Genomic DNA, 18,454 nt, shown 5'->3' on the forward strand with positions numbered 1-18,454 from the left:
GGATTTTTAATAAAAAGTCATGTTTAACGTGCAATTTTCTCTTCCCGTTCTGCTGCCTCTAGAGCGGCGATGGTCTGTTTAATTGAAATGATTTCGAGTTGAATTTGTTGAATTTTATCAGACAAGGTTGTGAATACGGAGTTGAATTGATTGGTACTTATATCGCGATAGCTTGTTAACATTCCTGTTGCCCTCTGATCATCAAATGTATGAGCGAGTGTTCCATTCCATGTGTTTGTAGAAAGCTCAGGTTCCGACACTAATCTTTCATGATGGGTAAAATCCTGTTGGCTAGACTTCAATTCACCATTACACACCTGAAGACGTTGAAGTTGCTCTTCTTTCAACCTTAATAAACTATAATAATAAGCTAAAGACATCTATTGGCTACCTCTTTTCCTTTAGCGATTGAACGATATGAGCTTATCTCAAATAATTATATACTTTTACTATATCATGGAAAAAACAGGGCTATATAATCAAAATGTATGATTTTAGGTTATTTAATAAATGGGTCTTATTGACTATAGAGGCAAGATGAAGCGTAAATATCGACAAGTAATTCGTCATTTAATCAGCAATCGTGTAAGGAAATGAACGATTTCCTGCCAATTTAATCAATTGATTGATTAATAAAAAGTTCTCCATTGCTTCGACAATAATACCAGTATTAGGAGTGAATTGTGGGGGGGAATACGTTAGAAAGGCTATAGCCAAATTGCGTCAAATTATTCTCGAAGCATGTATAACTAAACCATGCAAATGAGTGAGTTTAGGGCTAATTTAATCAATCGATTGATTAATGAGTATGATCCTAGTGATTTAATTTTTATTCCAATATTAGGAATTGTTGTGTATAATTTTCTATAATATAGTAGAGGGTGTTCAAAAATCCCGGTAAAAAAGCTTGCGAATTGCATCAAAGTGCATTTTTGGCCTTCTGTTAAAATCACGCACTAGAAGTAGAGTTTTCAGAGAAAGGGGGCTTATTGTGACGGATTCTAATGACAATATCCCAATTGAAAAGAAGCGAGATATCTTTCATGATGAACTTAAGATACTAAGAGAAAAACGATTGATTCCCAAATCGGATTACATAAGACTTAGTAGTGCGTATGAACGGCATTATCACCAGCTGCTGCAGCAAGTAGCAGTAATGGAAAAGCAAGAGAAAAAAGAAGAAATGGTTCAATCGAGCACGATTCCGAATGAAGCTCCACATAACATACAGCAAACTAAAGAGCACGCTCCAAAATTAATTCAAGATCCAGTACAAACGCCAATGGTTAGCCCTGAACCTAGGATGGTCATTCAACAGCAACCCGTTGTGAAACCTGCAAAGTCAGCAGAGCAAATACGGGAAAGAAATATAACACTAGTCTTGGTGATGGGTGTGATTCTTCTCTTGTTCGGCGGTCTTATCTTAGCGACGTCAACGTGGGGAGCATTGAATGCTGTTTTGAAAGTATTCTGTATTAGCATGGTGTCCGTGTTTTTCTTTGGAATGGCTTTTATCGCCTTTAAATTAAAAATTAAACAAACGGCCTTTGCTTTCCTAACACTCGCAAGTCTGTTCATTCCAATTACGATATTATCAGCTTCATATTATCGGATATTTGGAGAGTATTTATCGCTGCAAGGTGAGGGGAGAGGGTTATTGGGGTTGATCGGCGGAGTGATTTGTTTGGGCATTTATTTTGTAATTGCTAAGCACTTTGCTTCGAAACTATTTACCATCCTTTCATTGATAACCTTTGCGTTAGCAAGTCTTTTCGGGTTTACCTATGTGGCGCCAACTACAGAAACATTATTTATTCTACTCGTGTTGTTTAACTTATTATTTTTATGGTACATGGATCGTTTGAAAAGTCATCAACAATTGGCTGTATTCAAACCCTATTTATTTTACTTCATCCAATTTAAAATTTTCGTCGAAGCATTTGTCGTGTTTACACTAGCTTCAAGCACAGTATTGTATTCATTTACTTTGCTTTTAACATCCCTGCAATTCCTATTGTTAACGATAAAATACAATCAAAAGTATTACAATTTGGCATTTAGTCTTGTATTTAGCTATGGCTATATCCATCTTGTCTTGAACGCGGCAGTATTGAGTGACTTCACTTCTATTGCTTTTGCTATGCTTCCGATCATGTTCATTGTTCTTTCTTTATTTATGGCTAAAAGAAACGAAGAAGTATCGAAAAGCTTTGTTTATACGGGCATTACGAGTAGTGTACTTGTATTTGCCTATGTGAATGCACAAGTGTTTGGAGAAGGCTATGCACAGATTTTCATTGCACTAATCCTTCTAGTCGCACAATATGTATTCTTAGCCATTCAAACGAAGAAAGTTGTGTTTACTTATCCGGCAATCGTCTTATTTAATCTGTCACTTGTTTATCTTGGCTGGGCATTTGAATGGACCTTTACAGTGCACTCTAGTTTCTTATTTGTGATTCAAATCATCCTTTATTTAGGACTGTTTGTATATAATTCCGCAAAAAAAATAGAGATTTTCCGTTCGAGTGTAGGGATTCTTTCAAGTAGTGTGATGCTGTTTTTGACTTTTATCAATATGGTGAATGGAGATTGGTTAATCGTCAGCCTCTTTCTTGCCGCGATATCTGGTTTATTATTCTTCAGTCATAATAAAGTGACAGAAAAATGGATGAAGGATATTAGTACGTATGGTTTTCCGTTATCCCTAGCTGGTTCATTGCTCATTTTGTATCTGTATATAAGCGAAACAAGCAGATGGTATGACTTTACTATTCCATTTAGTTTACATGTCATGATTGTCGCATTGCTTTTAATCGGGCTAGGCTATTTCTTGCAAAAATCGTATAAAAGCTTTTTTAATATCTTTGTTATTACCGGTCAGGTCCTATCGATGGTGTCGTTTATGACGCTCTATTTTGGAACATTGCAAGCCGTTTTAATTACCGCTTTAATGATGGTTTCAACAGCAATCCAAGTTCTGTCCGTCTATTTATATCGCCATCATCTTCTATGGATTCCGGTTGTTTATACAAGCGCCGGTGTGTATGCATCCATATGGGCCATTTTCAAATTTGAGAATGAATATATCTGGATGTCATACCTATTCTTAGGACCAGTATTGTTCTATGTTTTGTCTGTATATGTAGGGAAATATTCGAAGATGGGCAGAAATTATTTCTTTTGGTTCAGCCATCTGACCAACCTTCTTGTGGCGGCACTTGGTTATCTTTATATAAGTGTGACAGGTGCAAATATGTATTTCTACTTAATACCGCTCAGTCTTTATGTGGTCAGCGCAGTGAGGACAACGATTGTGTGGGAACGTTTTACATTCACGTACATTGGATTTACAGTTCTTCAGTTGCAAGTCTTGCTTGTTTTTCAGGAATATAAGCTTTTCAACTATCTAATATTTACTTGCACAATTACGGCAGCTTTGATAACGATTCTTTGGAGTCGAGTGAATCCAGAATGGAAACGGATGATTGATTATTATTTACTAGTATTCTTAAATCTGACTCTCCTTGTTTATTTGTCAGATTGGAATATATTCCGTTTTTCTAGCAATTTGAATGTACTTTCAGTTGTACTTTTCACCATTCAAGCCGCGTTTGCCATCTATTTAATGATGAAACGGAAGTGGGAACATTTTATTGCGATCCCACTGATGCTAACATTCTTATTTTATGTGCGCTATGCAAACGAGCTATCAATACTTGCAGGTACTGTGTTGTTGTTCGTTGCATTATATGTGATAACTTGGATGAGTAAGATGTTTTTCCACGGAATGATTCGAAAAGAAGAAACGTATCTAGTGATTGATGTGTATCGAATCGTAGGTTTTCTGTATGTGGTGACAATTAACTGGCGTATTTTGATGAATGTGGAAAGTTATCCTGCTTTAGAAATCATCGCAGCCTGCTTAGTCAGCGGCTATTTACTTGTCATACGGACTTTCACTTTAGGTCAATTAGAAAAGAAAATCTATCTTACAGCAGCGGTTGTATTAAGCTTATATCCATATTATGTTATTATTGACCAATTTAACATTCCTACTCTCGTAGCAACGGAAGTCACGATTCTTCCATTGTTTATCATCAGCACATTATTGCTGAGAAAAGTATTCGATGATGGGCATATGGCGCAAACCATCGAACTAGTTATTGTTCCTTTGTTATTTTTAGTATTAATCATGGATGCACTACAAGGAAATACCGTATATGATGCGTTGGTAATTGGTACGTTGGCATTAGTCGCAATCATCTTCGGATTTATTATGAAATATAAATCGTATTTCTTAGCAGGGACAGGGACTATTTTGTTAAATATCTATATGAACACCAATCACCTATGGGGCAATCTGCCATGGTGGCTCTACTTGATCATTGGCGGTATCGTTCTTATCGCGCTTGCCAGCTTCTTTGAATGGAAAAAACAAAAGGAAAATACGACGTCTAAGAAAATTCTTGAACGTAACAAAGAAAAAATTCGGAAATGGTTTGAACGGTGGAGGTAGAATGATGAGATTGATATGCCAAATGACTATGATTCGTTTTTAGATAAATGAAGAATGGACCGAAATAGGTAGAAGATTCAAGATAGAAAGTACAGAAAAGGCTGTCCCGTGGGGCAGCCTTTTCTGTACTTTACGTTTTACGTGATTGTCTGGATGAGCCTTAAGAATATGAGCAATGCTACTAAAAAAGAAGCATTTCAGCATATTTGTTTCCTTCTGGTTGTCATTCAATAAAGAGGATTTGTATCGATCTTATTTAAATAGATCTGGGTAAACGGTTTTGGCAACAAGCTCGACAGCTTCACCGATACGTGGCCCTGGACGGGACATCACGTCTTCATTTAAGTAGTATACTTTGTTTTCCTTAACGGCTGTAAGTTGGTCCCACCCTGTACGGCTTTTAATTTCTTGTTCAGGTTTTTCAATAAAACCGGCAGTTGTTGTGATGACAGCAGGGTTGCGTTTAATAACTTCTTCCTCAGAAACTTTGATCCAACCTTCTTGATCCTCGAATACATTGGTTACATCTGCTTTTTCGAAGATTTCTTGTTGGAATGTATTCTTCCCTACTGTGTAGATTTCTGGTGCAGGCTGGATTTCCAAATAGACACTTGTTTTTTCATTGATGGTGGCAGTCTTTTTTGCAACTGCCGCAATTTGTGTTTTAATCGTGTCGACGATTTCATTGCCTTTTTCCTTCACGTTCATAACCTCAGCAAGCTGTTGAATGTCACCATAGACATCTTCAAATGTAGCGGCAGTTGCAATGACGAAGATCGGGATTCCAGCGTCTTTCAGTGGTTGTAAGGTAGCCTCGTCACTAATAGTATAGGCAAACACTACATCTGGGTCTAACGCGATAATTTTCTCCATATTAATATTCATCAAATCGGAAACAGATTCAATATTAGCGGCCTCTTCTGGATAGTTATCAACATCGGTAACACCGACTATCTTTTCCCCAGCTCCAAGGGCGAATAGAATTTCTGTATTACTTGGTTGCAGGGAGATGACAGTTTTGGGAACTTTATCAAAAGTGACTTTGTTGCCCGCATCGTCGGTTACCGAATAGGGTTTGTCTTGTTGTACCTTTTCAACTTCATTTGCAGGGGTTTTCTCCTTCGGTGCTGTTTGGTCGTTATTTCCACAGCCAGCAAGTACTAAAATAAAAGAAAGCATTAGTGCAGGTAACCATTTTGTCATTATGAATGTCTTCATTGTTTGACCCTCTTTTCTTTATATGGTAAATAGAGTGAATGTCTCGTCGGGCGTTTAATACAAAAAAACCGACCAAGAAAATTGGGCGGCACACCATCCTACATATCCAGTTGGAAAGAAAAGATGAGAGTTGCCGTACAATCCTCTTATCTTCCGAAGAGTATAATACGATGGAAAGAAGGCAGGTCTCCTGGCTTGTGCATCCATTTACTTTAAGGTCCTTCCCATTTTACATAACGGATTGCGTGCTACGTCCGATTCCGTTAAATAAAACAGTGGCATATCCTTATTTCATCGCACTTACAGTTGCGGAAACAGCTTCGGTTCTTCACCGAATTCCCTATTAAGCTGAAAGTTCAGCACCTTTTTTCTGCAAGATTATATTCACTTATCAATAGTTTACCATATAATTCCGATAAGAAAGTCATACTTTTTGTGATGTTTACTAATACATATGTTTACTAGATATAAATATTTGAAAATTTGTTCAATTATGATATATGTTGAATGAAAGATCCATCATTTTCCTTACAGCTTGATAAAACTCATTTTGGTGCGAAATATGCTCAACTATATTGGGTAAGTCCATTATGTGAAATTTGTAAATATATTGGAAAAAGAAGGGTTAGTAAGGAAGTCGTCGAATGTAGTTTGAGTTAAAGTAATTTTAAATGAATTGTGTCGATAGGATGAAAGAGTTAGTTGTTTTTTTCGGATTTTTTGAAAAATCGATAAGAGATGAATCACAGGAGGTAAGGAATGACATACGAAGGAAAGCACCCAAAGTTAAATGAAGTGATACGTAATATCGAGAAGGTTATTATTGGGAAAAGGGATATAGCAGAATTAAGTGTAGTGGCCTTACTTTCGGGAGGTCATGTTTTATTGGAAGATGTTCCAGGTGTAGGTAAGACGATGATGGTTCGTGCGCTGGCCAAGTCAATCAGTGCAGATTTTAAACGAATTCAATTTACACCTGACCTGCTGCCGTCTGATGTAACAGGCGTTTCCATTTATAATCCAAGGGAGCAAGAATTTACTTTTCGTCCTGGGCCGATTATGGGGAATATTATCCTGGCTGACGAGATTAATCGAACATCTCCGAAAACTCAGTCAGCCTTATTAGAAGGGATGGAAGAGGCAAGTGTGACGATTGATGGTGTAACGAGAGTGCTGGAGCAACCATTCTTTGTTATGGCAACACAAAATCCTATCGAATATGAAGGAACGTACCCTCTTCCTGAAGCTCAACTTGATCGTTTTTTATTAAAAATGAAAATGGGGTACCCAGATATATTTGAAGAAGTGGAAGTTTTGAATCGTGCGCGTTTGGCGTCACCGCTTGATAGTCTTGGACCCGTTATGTCATTGGTTGAACTACGCGGTTTGCAGCAAGAGTCAAAGGCGGTTATTGTCGATGATGCGATTAAGCATTATATTGTTGAAATGACACAAACAACGCGCCAGCATCGCAGTGTATATTTAGGTGCGAGTCCTCGTGGCTCGATTGCCTTAATGAAAGCATCTCAAAGCTACGCCCTATTATATGACCGGGATTATGTGTTGCCGGATGATGTTCAATATCTTGCCCCATTTGTGTTATCGCATCGCCTTATCTTGAAATCTGAAGCGAAGTACGAAGGGATTACAGCTGAGCAGGTGGTTGCTGAAATTATTGATAATATTCCTGTACCAGTAAAAAGGGCTGTGAATTAATGATGAAATCGTTGGTAGAGAAAATGAGACCTTATGCAAAGGTTGTAGTGCTTATTAGTTTGGTGGTCTTGGCATTTGGGTTTGCGATGTTTCAGGGAGGTTTTCTCAGTTGGTTTCTGTTCTATACGTTTCTACCATTTGCCCTTTATTCGATAGGGCTGTTTTTCTATCCTATCCACAAGTTCACGGTAACAAGATCGTTAGATAAAACGGAACTCAGAACAGGGGAAACGATTGAAGCAAGGATTGAAATCACACGTAAAGACCGCTTCCCGTTGTTATTTCTCCTAGTAGAAGAAGAGCTTAATGGCCGATTAGGCAAAAATACGTCGATGAAGAAGGCGTTCATTTTTCCTTGGTTTCGGAAATCCTTTTCGATTACGTTTTTGCTTCATAACCTTCCAAGAGGGGAGCACGGCTTGTCTGCGATCCGTCTGAAAACTGGAGATATGATTGGATTATTTGAAAAGGAAGCCAATTATGATCTTCCTAAAAAAGTCCTAGTCTGGCCTGCCTATTATGATTTGTCGTATAAGCAATTGGAGAATTTCTTTGATCAAGGAGAAGCAGGGTCTGTAAAAAAGATGCAAAGAGAGCATTCAATCGTCAGTGGAGTTCGAGAATACCAGCCGGGTGACCAAATGTCATGGATTAACTGGAAAGCGACAGCCAATAAGAATGCCATTATGACCAAGGAATTTGAAGAACAGAAAAGTCATGATGTATATTTGGTCCTGGATGAAGCTTCATCAGAGTCCTTTGAAGATTCTGTAGTATTAGCTGCCTCCTTCGCGCATGTTCTTCTGAAGAAAGGGATACTAGTTGGCTATGCAGGTTCGGCGATGCATGAGGCGCCACTACCGATCCGAGGTGGAGATGGACAGCTCCAAAGAATTTTTAACCGACTTGCCAAAACAGAAGCAGATGAAAAAGGGAGTTTAAGTTCCTTGCTTGGATCACATCAAACCGTACTATCTCAAAATGTAGCAATCATCTTGATTACTTCGCATTTGAATCAAAGAATGGTGGAACAAATCAGTGCGTATAAAATGAACCAGTCCATTACGATATTTTGTATAAAAAAAGAAGGACAGTTAGCAGCTGAAGAGCTTTTTGCAAAGCGATCCGCCTATATAAGAGGGATGAGAGTTAGTTATTTGGAGCAGGGACATTTTGAATCTGGATTAGTCGAGGTGATGGCTCAATGATTCAAAGAACTAGTCTACTCGATATATTGTTGAAAGTGGTTTTATACGGATACGGCACTTTGTTGTTATGGGAATGGCTACAGCCGGTTAATCAACTGACAGATACCGATAATATGAGCGTGTTTATTGTATTTATGTGTCTTTCTTTGCTTTCGTACTTTTTACAGGTACATTGGGTTGTAAGAATAATGATTTTTGTGGTATATACAACTGTTTCCATTCAATATTTATATTCGCAGTTTTCACTTTTTGAACTCGCTTGGATTGGGGAACTTATAAGTGATATGAAAATGAATATTTCAAGAATGGTGGAAGCGGACTGGATGTTATTAACGAACAGCTTCAGAACCTTATTGTTTTTTGTTTTGATTTGGCTCATTTCATATTTAATTCATTACTGGGTAGTTGTCCGTCGAAATCTTTTTTTATTTTTTCTGCTAACCATTGTTTTTTTAGCGGTTCTTGATACGTTTACCCCGTATGATGCGGATGGTTCCATTGTTCGGGTTGTTATCATTGGTTTTGCTGTACTGGGATTGCTCGCTTTTTTCCGTTTATTTGAACAGGAAAGATTAACAGTGTCTATTGATGGTTTACGAAGATGGCTTATTCCATTAACAATCATGCTGTTGTTTAGTGGGACAATTGGTTTTGCAGCACCGAAACTAAACCCCCAATGGCCAGATCCTGTTCCATTTATTATATCCTATTCAACTAAAACAACAGGAGATTCGAAATCAGCAGGAAGCAAGCGTACTGGGTATGGAGAAAATGATACCCAACTAGGTGGTTCAATTTCTGACGACCATGCAGTTGTTTTTTATGCAGATGCTTCCACTCGACACTATTGGAAGGTGGAGAACAAGTATTATTACACTGGCAAGGGCTGGACAAGGCTTGATTATCCAGGAGAATTGACAGAGTATGAAAATGATCAGGATATGGTGGCTCTTACAGATACAGAATTACCTGGAATAAAGCTTCAAGAACAAAAGGCGTCCGTTAAAATGGAGCAGTTCTACAATCACGTTCCATATCCTACTCCTAGTTTACTTAAAAGGGTTTCAGCTGAAGAAACAGATCAGTATATTTTTAATGACTCGACGAATTTATTGACAGCTCAATCGAATAATTGGGGTAGGCTCAAGCTTACGGATTATGAAGTGAATTATTATCTTAAAACATTTGATAGAAATTATTTAAAAAAGATTACATCTGCAAATGATGTTCCTGAAGACATTATAGGTATTTATACACAGTTGCCAAGGAACCTACCTGAAAGAATTCGTAATTTAGCGCTAGAGATCACTAGTAATAAAGATAATTGGTATGACAAGGTAAAAGCTGTTGAAAATCATTTTGATGGTCCTGAGTTTGTGTATGATAAGCAAGATATTCCTTATCCAGAAGAGCAACAGGATTATGTGGATCAATTCCTATTTGAAACACTGCGGGGGTATTGTGATAATTTCTCTACAGCAATGGTTGTTCTATTACGTTCACTCGACATTCCGGCACGCTGGGCAAAAGGTTATTCTGATGGTGTGGCAACGATAAAAAACGGTGAATCCGTTTATATGATCACGAATAATAATGCTCATTCATGGGTAGAGGTTTATTTTCCCGAGGTAGGCTGGGTACCATTTGAGCCAACAAAAGGCTTTAATAATACAAACCAGTTTTACGATGCTTCTTGGACTACTCAAGCTAACGAGAATGACCATAATACGGCTGTGACGACTCCGGAAAAAAGAGAGCCAACTCAGCCCGATAAAAAAGCACTTCCAGATACGGATAAATCGGATCAATCAGCATCTTTGGGATCAGATGATATTTCTTGGAAGATCATTTTGCGAAATACAGCAATGGGTCTTGTGGGAGTGATGCTTCTTGCTTTCTTGCTTTATCAATCGAGAAGAAAATGGCTACCATATGTATTTATTACAAGATATAAAGGGAAAAATGGTACGGACACATTTACAAGTGCTTATAACATTCTCCTCAAGCAATTGAATCGCGCTGGTGTACCGCGACCTGAAGGCCAAACATTGCGAGAATACGCGGTTTATGTTGATCGTGTCTATCATATGGCTAATGATAATATGCAGCAAATGACGAAGGAATACGAAAGAATTTTATACCGCGGAGATCAGGAAAACCAAGCTTGGAGGCAGTATCGAGAATTGTGGGAAAATTTAATTAAAGAGACAACCTCTTGACCATGTTTTTAACATGTTGGTACAATTGAAACATTCAAATACGAGCCCTTCATATATCCTCGATAATATGGATCGAAAGTCTCTACCGAATCACCGTAAATGATTTGACTATGAAGGCAGATGTTTCAGTGTAACAGCTAGAATTCTGCCTTTTTAGACTTTTTAGGGTGGAGTTTAGCTTTTTTGTGTTTTATTTTTACATTTTTGAAATAATAAGAACAAACCGCTTCTGTAAAGAAGTAAATATATCAAATGAGGTGACAATAGTGACGGGGAAAACAGACTTACAGAACCAGGAAATGATTGTCGTATTAGACTTCGGCAGCCAATATAATCAATTAATCACCAGACGTATTCGTGAATTTGGTGTGTACAGTGAATTACATCCCCATACTATTACGGTAGAAGAAATCAAGGAAATAAACCCAACTGGAATTATTTTCTCTGGTGGACCGAATAGTGTGTACGACGCATCTGCCTTTGGCTGTGATGAGCGCATTTTTGAACTAGGATTACCGATTTTCGGAATTTGTTATGGTATGCAGTTGATGACAAAGCATTTCGGTGGAAAAGTTGAACAAGCAAAGAATCGTGAATATGGTAAAGCGACGCTTGCGATTCAAAACGATTCAAAATTATTCAAGGACCTACCTAAAGAACAAATTGTCTGGATGAGTCATGGAGATCTTGTTGTGGAAACTCCAGAAGGATTTACAATTGATGGAACGAATGCATCTTGTCCAATTGCGGCGATGAGCGATGAATCAAGAAAGCTCTACGCAGTACAATTCCATCCAGAAGTTCGTCACTCTGTTTACGGAAACGACATCTTGAAAAACTTCGTGTTTGATGTTTGTGGCTGTAAAGGTGACTGGTCTATGGGAAATTTCATTGAAATTGAGTTGGAAAAAATTCGCCAAACAGTAGGCGACAAAAAAGTTTTGTGTGCCCTAAGCGGTGGAGTGGATTCATCTGTTGTTGCGGTGCTTATTCATAAAGCAATCGGAGACCAATTAACATGTATTTTCGTTGATCATGGTCTATTGCGTAAAGGCGAAGCGGAAGGCGTTATGAAAATGCTGGGCGACGGCTTTAAAATGAATGTTATTAAAGTGGATGCCAAAGAACGTTTCCTTTCTAAGCTTGAAGGTGTTTCTGATCCTGAGAAAAAACGTAAAATTATTGGGAATGAGTTTATCTATGTATTTGATGATGAAGCAACGAAATTAGAAGGAATTGAATTCCTTGCTCAAGGTACTCTTTATACAGACATTATCGAAAGTGGTACAGCAACAGCACAAACGATTAAATCACATCACAATGTTGGTGGTCTACCTGAAGATATGCAGTTCAAGTTGATTGAACCGCTAAACACACTGTTCAAAGATGAAGTACGTGCACTTGGAACAGAACTGGGTATGCCTGATGCAATCGTTTGGCGTCAACCATTCCCAGGTCCTGGATTGGGAATTCGTGTATTAGGAGCGATCACAGAGGACAAGCTAGAAATTGTACGTGAATCTGACTATATTTTGCGTGAAGAAATAAGTAAAGCTGGTCTGGATCGTGAAATTTGGCAGTACTTTACCGTTCTTCCAGATATTCGTAGTGTTGGTGTTATGGGAGATACACGTACGTATGACCATACAATTGGTATTCGCGCTGTCACTTCAATCGATGGTATGACTTCAGATTGGGCTCGTATCCCTTGGGATGTTCTTGAACTTATTTCAACGAGAATTGTTAATGAAGTAAACCATGTAAACCGTGTCGTTTATGATATTACAAGTAAGCCACCTGCAACGATTGAATGGGAATAGATGAAAGATACTGAATTTTTCCGATTTAAAATGAAGATTATATAGATTATAAACGAACGTTGTTTCTTTTTAAGAGGATCAATGTTCGTTTTTTTATTGACAGCTAGTATCACTTTTAGTACAATTGAAAAGTAAATTATTAATAGAGTGTGTTCCAAAAGGAGCCGAGCAGTTCGAGGAAAGATAGAGCTTTGATGCAAATCGCAAGTTTTTTTACCGAACTTTTTGAACATCCTCTAATAGATACTATTTATTCGCCGTATAATATTGGGGATATGGCCCAAAAGTTTCTACCGAGCTACCGAAAATAGCTTGACTACGAAGTGAAGGATACGCATAACCGATGGAGTGTACCTAACTCTTTTAAAAACCCTTTACATAATTTGCAGGTAAGCACCGTTTCGGTTAGAAGCGAGCATTCTGATTTACGTTGAATTCTTTTAAGGGAGACTGAACGATGAAAAAGTATTTTCAATTTCAAGAACTTGGCACGAATTATCGTCGAGAAATAATTGGGGGTCTGACAACCTTCTTAGCTATGGCTTATATTCTAGTGGTAAATCCAAGTATTTTAACGCTTCAGGGTATTGAAGGATATCCTGATGAACTACGAATGAATTATGGTGCAGTATTCGTTGCGACAGCGTTAGCGGCAGGTATCGGTTCGATCCTTATGGGGGTTATTGCTAGATATCCGATTTCACTTGCTCCGGGCATGGGACTAAATGCCTTCTTTGCTTTCACAGTTGTACTCGGATTCGGTATTCCGTGGCAAACAGCGTTAACAGGTGTACTAATTTCTGGAATTATTTTCGTTATCCTTTCTTTATCGGGGATTCGTGAGAAAATAATAAATGCAATTCCTGCGGAGCTTAAATTTGCGGTTGGAGCAGGTATTGGTTTATTTATCACATTTGTTGGTTTTCAAAACTCACGCATTATTGTTAAGAACGATGCCACCCTTGTTGGGTTAGGTGACTTGACTTCAGGTAACACACTTCTTGCGGTTTTTGGTATTGTTATTACAGTTATTTTAATGGCGAGAGGTATTAAGAGTGCCGTTTTTCTAGGTATGATTATTACGGCGATTGCTGGTATGATCTTCGGACTTGTACCGTTTCCGGAGAAAATTGTTGGAGCGGCACCGAGCATTGCACCTACATTTGGAGCTGCGTTTGAAGCATTCGGGAATTTGCCTGACCTATTCTCAGGTCAGATGTTGATTGTTATTTTAACCTTCTTATTCGTTGCATTCTTTGATACAGCAGGAACATTAGTGGCTGTTGCTCAGCAAGCAGGATTAATGAAAGATAACGTCCTGCCACGCGTAGGGAAAGGGTTGCTTGCGGATTCATTAGCTATCGTATCTGGAGCAATTTTAGGAACATCTACAACAACATCTTATGTTGAGTCCACTTCAGGTGTAGCTGCCGGAGCACGAAGCGGTTTTGCGGCGATCGTTACAGGATTATTATTTATTCTTGCTATTTTCTTTTTCCCACTACTATCGGTGGTAACATCCGCGGTAACGGCTCCAGCCTTAATCGTAGTCGGTGTTCTAATGGCAACTGGTTTGAAACATATTGATTGGTCACGATTTGAAATTGCAGTACCAGCCTTCTTCACAGTCATCATGATGCCGTTAACTTACAGCATTGCAACAGGCATTGCTTGTGGTTTCGTCTTCTATCCAATTACGATGATTATGACAGGAAAAGCCAAGCAAGTTCATCCAATCATGTACGGATTGTTCGTTATCTTTATCGCTTATTTTATTTTCTTAGTTTAATAAATGATCAGAGGACCTTAACGGGTTCTCTTTTTTTTATCCCGTATTGTTGGCGTGTATGGCATTCTTGGTAGGGGTAACTATCCGCGAACTCCTCTGATACAATGACTCAGACTAAAAGCTCCATAATTTTATGCTGTCGTCTTAACGCTCTTTTAGGAATCCTCATTAATGGTAGGTGTAATGATTCGATTGAGGGATTGTTCGTGTTGATTTAATTGAATAAATTGACTAACATAGATGACATAGATTATAGGGTGAAAGAGGGAAGCGGATGGGAGTAGCTATAATTAATAAAGTTTTGAATAATAATGTCGTGATAGCAAACCATCCTTCTTATGGTGAAACCGTAATAATTGGCAAAGGAATTGGATTCAATCGAAAAAGAGACGACGAAATATCTTTAGTCAATGCTGATAAGATGTTTGTTTTGACCGGAAAAAAAGAACAGGAAGACTATAAAAAGTTACTTCCAGAAATCGATGAAAAACACCAAGGGGCAATCATTGAAGCGATAAATCATATAAGTAACAGAGTGTCCGGAAGTGTCAATGAATATATACATGTCGGAATGACCGATCATTTACTTTTTGCCTTAAATAGGATTGAAAATGGCCTTTCGATAAAAAATCCGTTTTTAGTTGAAACGAGTACGCTTTACCCGTTTGAATATGAAATCGCAAAAGAAGTAATTGAGATTTTAGAAATAAAGACGGAAATTAGTCTTCCGGAAGGAGAAGCTGGCTTTATTACGCTTCATATTCACAGTGCGCTAACGAATAAAGAGTTAGCAAAAGTGAATCAACACTCTCAGCTAGTCACGTATTTGATTAATCTTATAGAAGAACAAATGCAAATAGATATTGATAAAGAAAGTATTGACTATGTAAGGCTTGTCCGCCACTTGCGGTATACCATCGATCGAGTATTAAGAGGTGAGAAAGTAGAGGAACCTGAAATACTCACTACCCTCTTGAAAGACGAGTATCCGTTATGCTATAATTTGGCTTGGAAACTGATAAAAATTATGCAACATCACTTGAAAGAACAAGTATATGATGCAGAAGCCATCTATTTGACGATGCATCTTCAGCGGTTACAAAAGAAAATTACATAAAAATCATAACCTTTACGTGTTACTGATTCGATCAGGCATAAGTGAAGAAAGCGATTGGATGAAGTGAATGTGGGTATAGTATACCCGTATGCTCTTTCGATGCTTTTTTTACTTATGCCTTTTTTATTTGTCTTTTTCTTTGTAAACGTTTTATACAGTATTACCGGGTCTGGTTGTGAGGAGAAACAGATACTAAGTTTTACTTTATCGGTTTTCAAATCTTAATTTCGGAGGTTTTGCACCATGTGGAAGAAAATTTTTGGTGTTCTACAAAATTTAGGGAAAGCGTTTATGCTTCCTGTAGCTATGTTGCCAGCAGCAGGATTACTACTAGGGTTAGGAAATGCAGCTCAACAAGATGTGACGCTGCAGTACTTACCATTCCTAGATGCTAATTGGATTCAGTTGGTCGCTAGGGTAATGGAAGATTCCGGTGGTATTATATTTAGTAACTTGGCACTGATCTTTGCAATTGGAATCGCCATTGGGTTAGCTGGTGATGGAGCGGCTGCTCTCGCTGCGCTCGTTGGCTATTTAGTATTGAATCGGGTCATGAGTACATGGATGGGTGTAACGCCGGAAATGGTTGCAAGTGACCCTAGTTTTGCAAATGTTTTGGGTATTCCTACGTTACAAACTGGTGTGTTCGGAGGGATTATCGTTGGACTGATTGCAGCCTATAGCTACAATCGCTTTCATAATATTGAAATGCCTTCATTCCTCGGTTTCTTTGCGGGGAAACGTTTTGTTCCAATCGCTTCAGCTGTTCTGTCTTTACTTGTAGGTCTATTAATGTTGTTAGTTTGGCCTCCAATTCAAGGCGCGATGAACAGTGCATCACTTTGGTTAATTGAAGAGGGGACCTATTTTGCGGTATTCTTCTTTGGCTTTATCAAACGATTATTAATACCATTTGGGCTACATCATATTTTCTATGCCCCATTTTGGTATGAATTTGGTACATATACAACGGCCGCTGGGGAAATTGTTCGTGGTGATATGACAATTTTCTTTGCTCAGCTAAAAGATGGCGTAGACATAACGGCAGGTAACTTCATGGCTGGTGAATATCCAATAATGATGTTTGGTCTGCCGGCAGCGGCATTAGCGATGTATCATACAGCAAGACCTGAAAAGAAAAAGTTTGTTGCAGGTTTATTAGGCTCAGCTGCACTGACTTCTTTCTTAACAGGTATAACTGAACCACTTGAATTTTCATTTATGTTTATTTCTCCTGTGTTGTATGTAATTCATGCGGTATTAGATGGATTAGCATTCGTGTTAATGACCTTCTTGAGTGTCAATATCGGTTATACATTCTCGGGTGGTGCAATTGACTTCCTACTCTTTGGTATCTTACCAGGAAAAGAGCCGTGGTGGATTGCGATCATTCTAGGACTTATATTTGCGGTAATCTACTATGTTATTTTCCGTTTTGCGATCAATAAATTTAATTTAATGACTCCAGGCCGTGAAAAAGCAGAAGATGAACAATCGCAAGAAGGTAAAAAAGGAACAGTAAGCGAACTTCCCTATAACATTCTTGATGCAATGGGAGGGCGAGAAAATATCGCAAATCTTGATGCTTGTATTACTCGACTACGTGTATCTGTTAACGACGTTAAAGGTGTTGATAAAAATCGTTTGAAACAGCTTGGTGCTGCAGGTGTACTTGAAGTCGGAAACAACATTCAGGCTATTTTTGGCCCGCGCTCAGAAATCATTAAGTCACAAATGAAAGATATCATGAGTGGGAAGGCGCCAAAAAACGTAGTAATAAATCAGGAAGAAGAAGTAGAGCAACAAATTGAAGAAGTTATGCCAGATGTTTTGCAAACAGAGGTGAAAGCAGACATCTTCGTTTCGCCGATTACTGGGGAAATCAAACCAATCAGTGAAGTGCCAGATGCTGTTTTTGCTGAGAAAATGATGGGTGACGGTTTTGCGATCCTACCAACAGAAGGAGCGGTTGTTTCTCCTGTGGATGGAACGATCGTGAACCTCTTCCCGACCAAGCATGCACTCGGCATCGAATCTGACAATGGTCTTGAAATTCTGATCCATGTTGGTATTGATACAGTGAAGTTGGAAGGGAACGGTTTTGAAGCGCTCGTAGCCCAAGGTGACAAAGTGAAAAGAGGTCAACCGCTATTAAAGGTTGATTTAGCCTATGTGAAAGAGCATGCTCCTTCTATTATTACACCAATCGTCTTCACAAACTTAAAAGAAGGCGAAACTATTCAAATTGATAAAAACGGTAATGTGGAAAGTGGAGAAAAAGACGTTATCTCCATAATCAAATAAATAAAAGTAGAAGAAAGAGTTCCGAGAGGGTCTTGCCTTACAGATTATACATTGTGGGGTATGATCCTTTGTTTTGTATTGTGGAGTCGATAAGTAGGAAGAAGATAAATGTTAAGTTCATTAACGAGATATTAAGAAACGGTTAATTAATGTGAAAATTCTAACTATATTGACTATTTTTATTTAGAAGCCTGTATTATAGTTTTGTAATCTAAAATGGAACTACGAGGAGGCAATAAGAAGTATGAAAAATTTTCAAAAATGGCTTTTAACATTTATGGCAGCTTTCATGTTAGTAGGAGTTGCCACTGGTTGCTCGAGTAAGGATACTAATACGGACGATACTAAAACCGAAGACACAGGAACTGAAGATTCGAATACTGAAGAAAAAGCAGAGTAATAGTAGAGAGGCTGGATCTTTAAAGATCCAGCCTCTTATTATTTTACAGATAATATCGAAATTAAAATAACAGAATGAAATTGTATGCTTAGAAAGGTTCGCAGTATCCTTTTAAGCTATAAGTAATTAGTGTAGAGAAAAAGT

The 18,454-nt window shown here is 38.2% G+C and carries 11 protein-coding genes and 3 riboswitches; of the genes, 9 read left to right on the top strand and 2 right to left on the bottom strand.

The features are described 5' to 3' along the window. Positions 1–23: 23 nt before the first annotated feature. On the bottom strand, positions 24–380 hold the full coding sequence (locus AC1MGI_RS06775) for a YwqH-like family protein (protein WP_480349019.1): 357 nt from the start codon (positions 378–380) through the stop codon (positions 24–26). Positions 381–991: 611 nt separating this feature from the next. On the opposite strand from AC1MGI_RS06775, the gene AC1MGI_RS06780 reads away from it, so the two are divergent. Further along, the gene (locus AC1MGI_RS06780; RefSeq protein ID WP_480349020.1) at positions 992–4,519 is read left to right on the top strand and encodes a hypothetical protein; all 3,528 of its coding nucleotides are present in this window, start codon (positions 992–994) and stop codon (positions 4,517–4,519) included. 252 nt (positions 4,520–4,771) lie between these two features. Here the strand turns inward: AC1MGI_RS06780 and AC1MGI_RS06785 are convergent, their stop codons facing one another. Further along, complete coding sequence (locus tag AC1MGI_RS06785) at positions 4,772–5,737, bottom strand: ABC transporter substrate-binding protein (RefSeq protein WP_480349021.1); 966 nt, start codon at positions 5,735–5,737, stop codon at positions 4,772–4,774. A gap of 163 nt (positions 5,738–5,900) precedes the next feature. After that, positions 5,901–6,119, bottom strand: a riboswitch (cobalamin riboswitch). 377 nt (positions 6,120–6,496) lie between these two features. On the opposite strand from AC1MGI_RS06785, the gene AC1MGI_RS06790 reads away from it, so the two are divergent. The 8 genes from AC1MGI_RS06790 (at position 6,497) to AC1MGI_RS06825 (ending at position 18,310) form a co-directional block, all read left to right on the top strand. After that, positions 6,497–7,453: an AAA family ATPase gene (locus tag AC1MGI_RS06790; RefSeq protein WP_062187100.1), complete on the top strand. Its 957-nt coding sequence runs from the start codon at positions 6,497–6,499 to the stop codon at positions 7,451–7,453. Then, on the top strand, positions 7,453–8,661 hold the full coding sequence (locus AC1MGI_RS06795; protein ID WP_480349022.1) for a DUF58 domain-containing protein: 1,209 nt from the start codon (positions 7,453–7,455) through the stop codon (positions 8,659–8,661). The genes AC1MGI_RS06790 and AC1MGI_RS06795 overlap by 1 nt, the downstream gene beginning before the upstream one ends. Further along, the gene (locus AC1MGI_RS06800; RefSeq protein WP_480349023.1) at positions 8,658–10,880 is read left to right on the top strand and encodes a transglutaminaseTgpA domain-containing protein; all 2,223 of its coding nucleotides are present in this window, start codon (positions 8,658–8,660) and stop codon (positions 10,878–10,880) included. The genes AC1MGI_RS06795 and AC1MGI_RS06800 overlap by 4 nt, the downstream gene beginning before the upstream one ends. A gap of 29 nt (positions 10,881–10,909) precedes the next feature. Beyond that, positions 10,910–11,011, top strand: a riboswitch (purine riboswitch). Positions 11,012–11,146: 135 nt separating this feature from the next. Continuing rightward, positions 11,147–12,700 (top strand): glutamine-hydrolyzing GMP synthase, encoded by a 1,554-nt coding sequence (guaA, locus tag AC1MGI_RS06805; RefSeq protein ID WP_480349024.1) that lies wholly within the window; start codon positions 11,147–11,149, stop codon positions 12,698–12,700. A gap of 237 nt (positions 12,701–12,937) precedes the next feature. Next, a riboswitch (purine riboswitch) is annotated at positions 12,938–13,039 on the top strand. Between the two features lie 118 nt (positions 13,040–13,157). Further along, the gene (locus AC1MGI_RS06810; RefSeq protein ID WP_480349025.1) at positions 13,158–14,489 is read left to right on the top strand and encodes an NCS2 family permease; all 1,332 of its coding nucleotides are present in this window, start codon (positions 13,158–13,160) and stop codon (positions 14,487–14,489) included. 274 nt (positions 14,490–14,763) lie between these two features. After that, positions 14,764–15,606: a glucose PTS transporter transcription antiterminator GlcT gene (gene glcT / locus AC1MGI_RS06815; RefSeq protein WP_480349026.1), complete on the top strand. Its 843-nt coding sequence runs from the start codon at positions 14,764–14,766 to the stop codon at positions 15,604–15,606. 243 nt (positions 15,607–15,849) lie between these two features. Further along, positions 15,850–17,910 (top strand): glucose-specific PTS transporter subunit IIBC, encoded by a 2,061-nt coding sequence (gene ptsG / locus AC1MGI_RS06820; protein ID WP_480349027.1) that lies wholly within the window; start codon positions 15,850–15,852, stop codon positions 17,908–17,910. A 244-nt stretch (positions 17,911–18,154) separates the two neighbouring features. After that, the gene (locus tag AC1MGI_RS06825; RefSeq protein ID WP_480349028.1) at positions 18,155–18,310 is read left to right on the top strand and encodes a hypothetical protein; all 156 of its coding nucleotides are present in this window, start codon (positions 18,155–18,157) and stop codon (positions 18,308–18,310) included. The last annotated feature ends 144 nt before the right edge of the window (positions 18,311–18,454 follow it).

The sequence above is a fragment of the Peribacillus sp. BM1 genome (assembly GCF_056679975.1).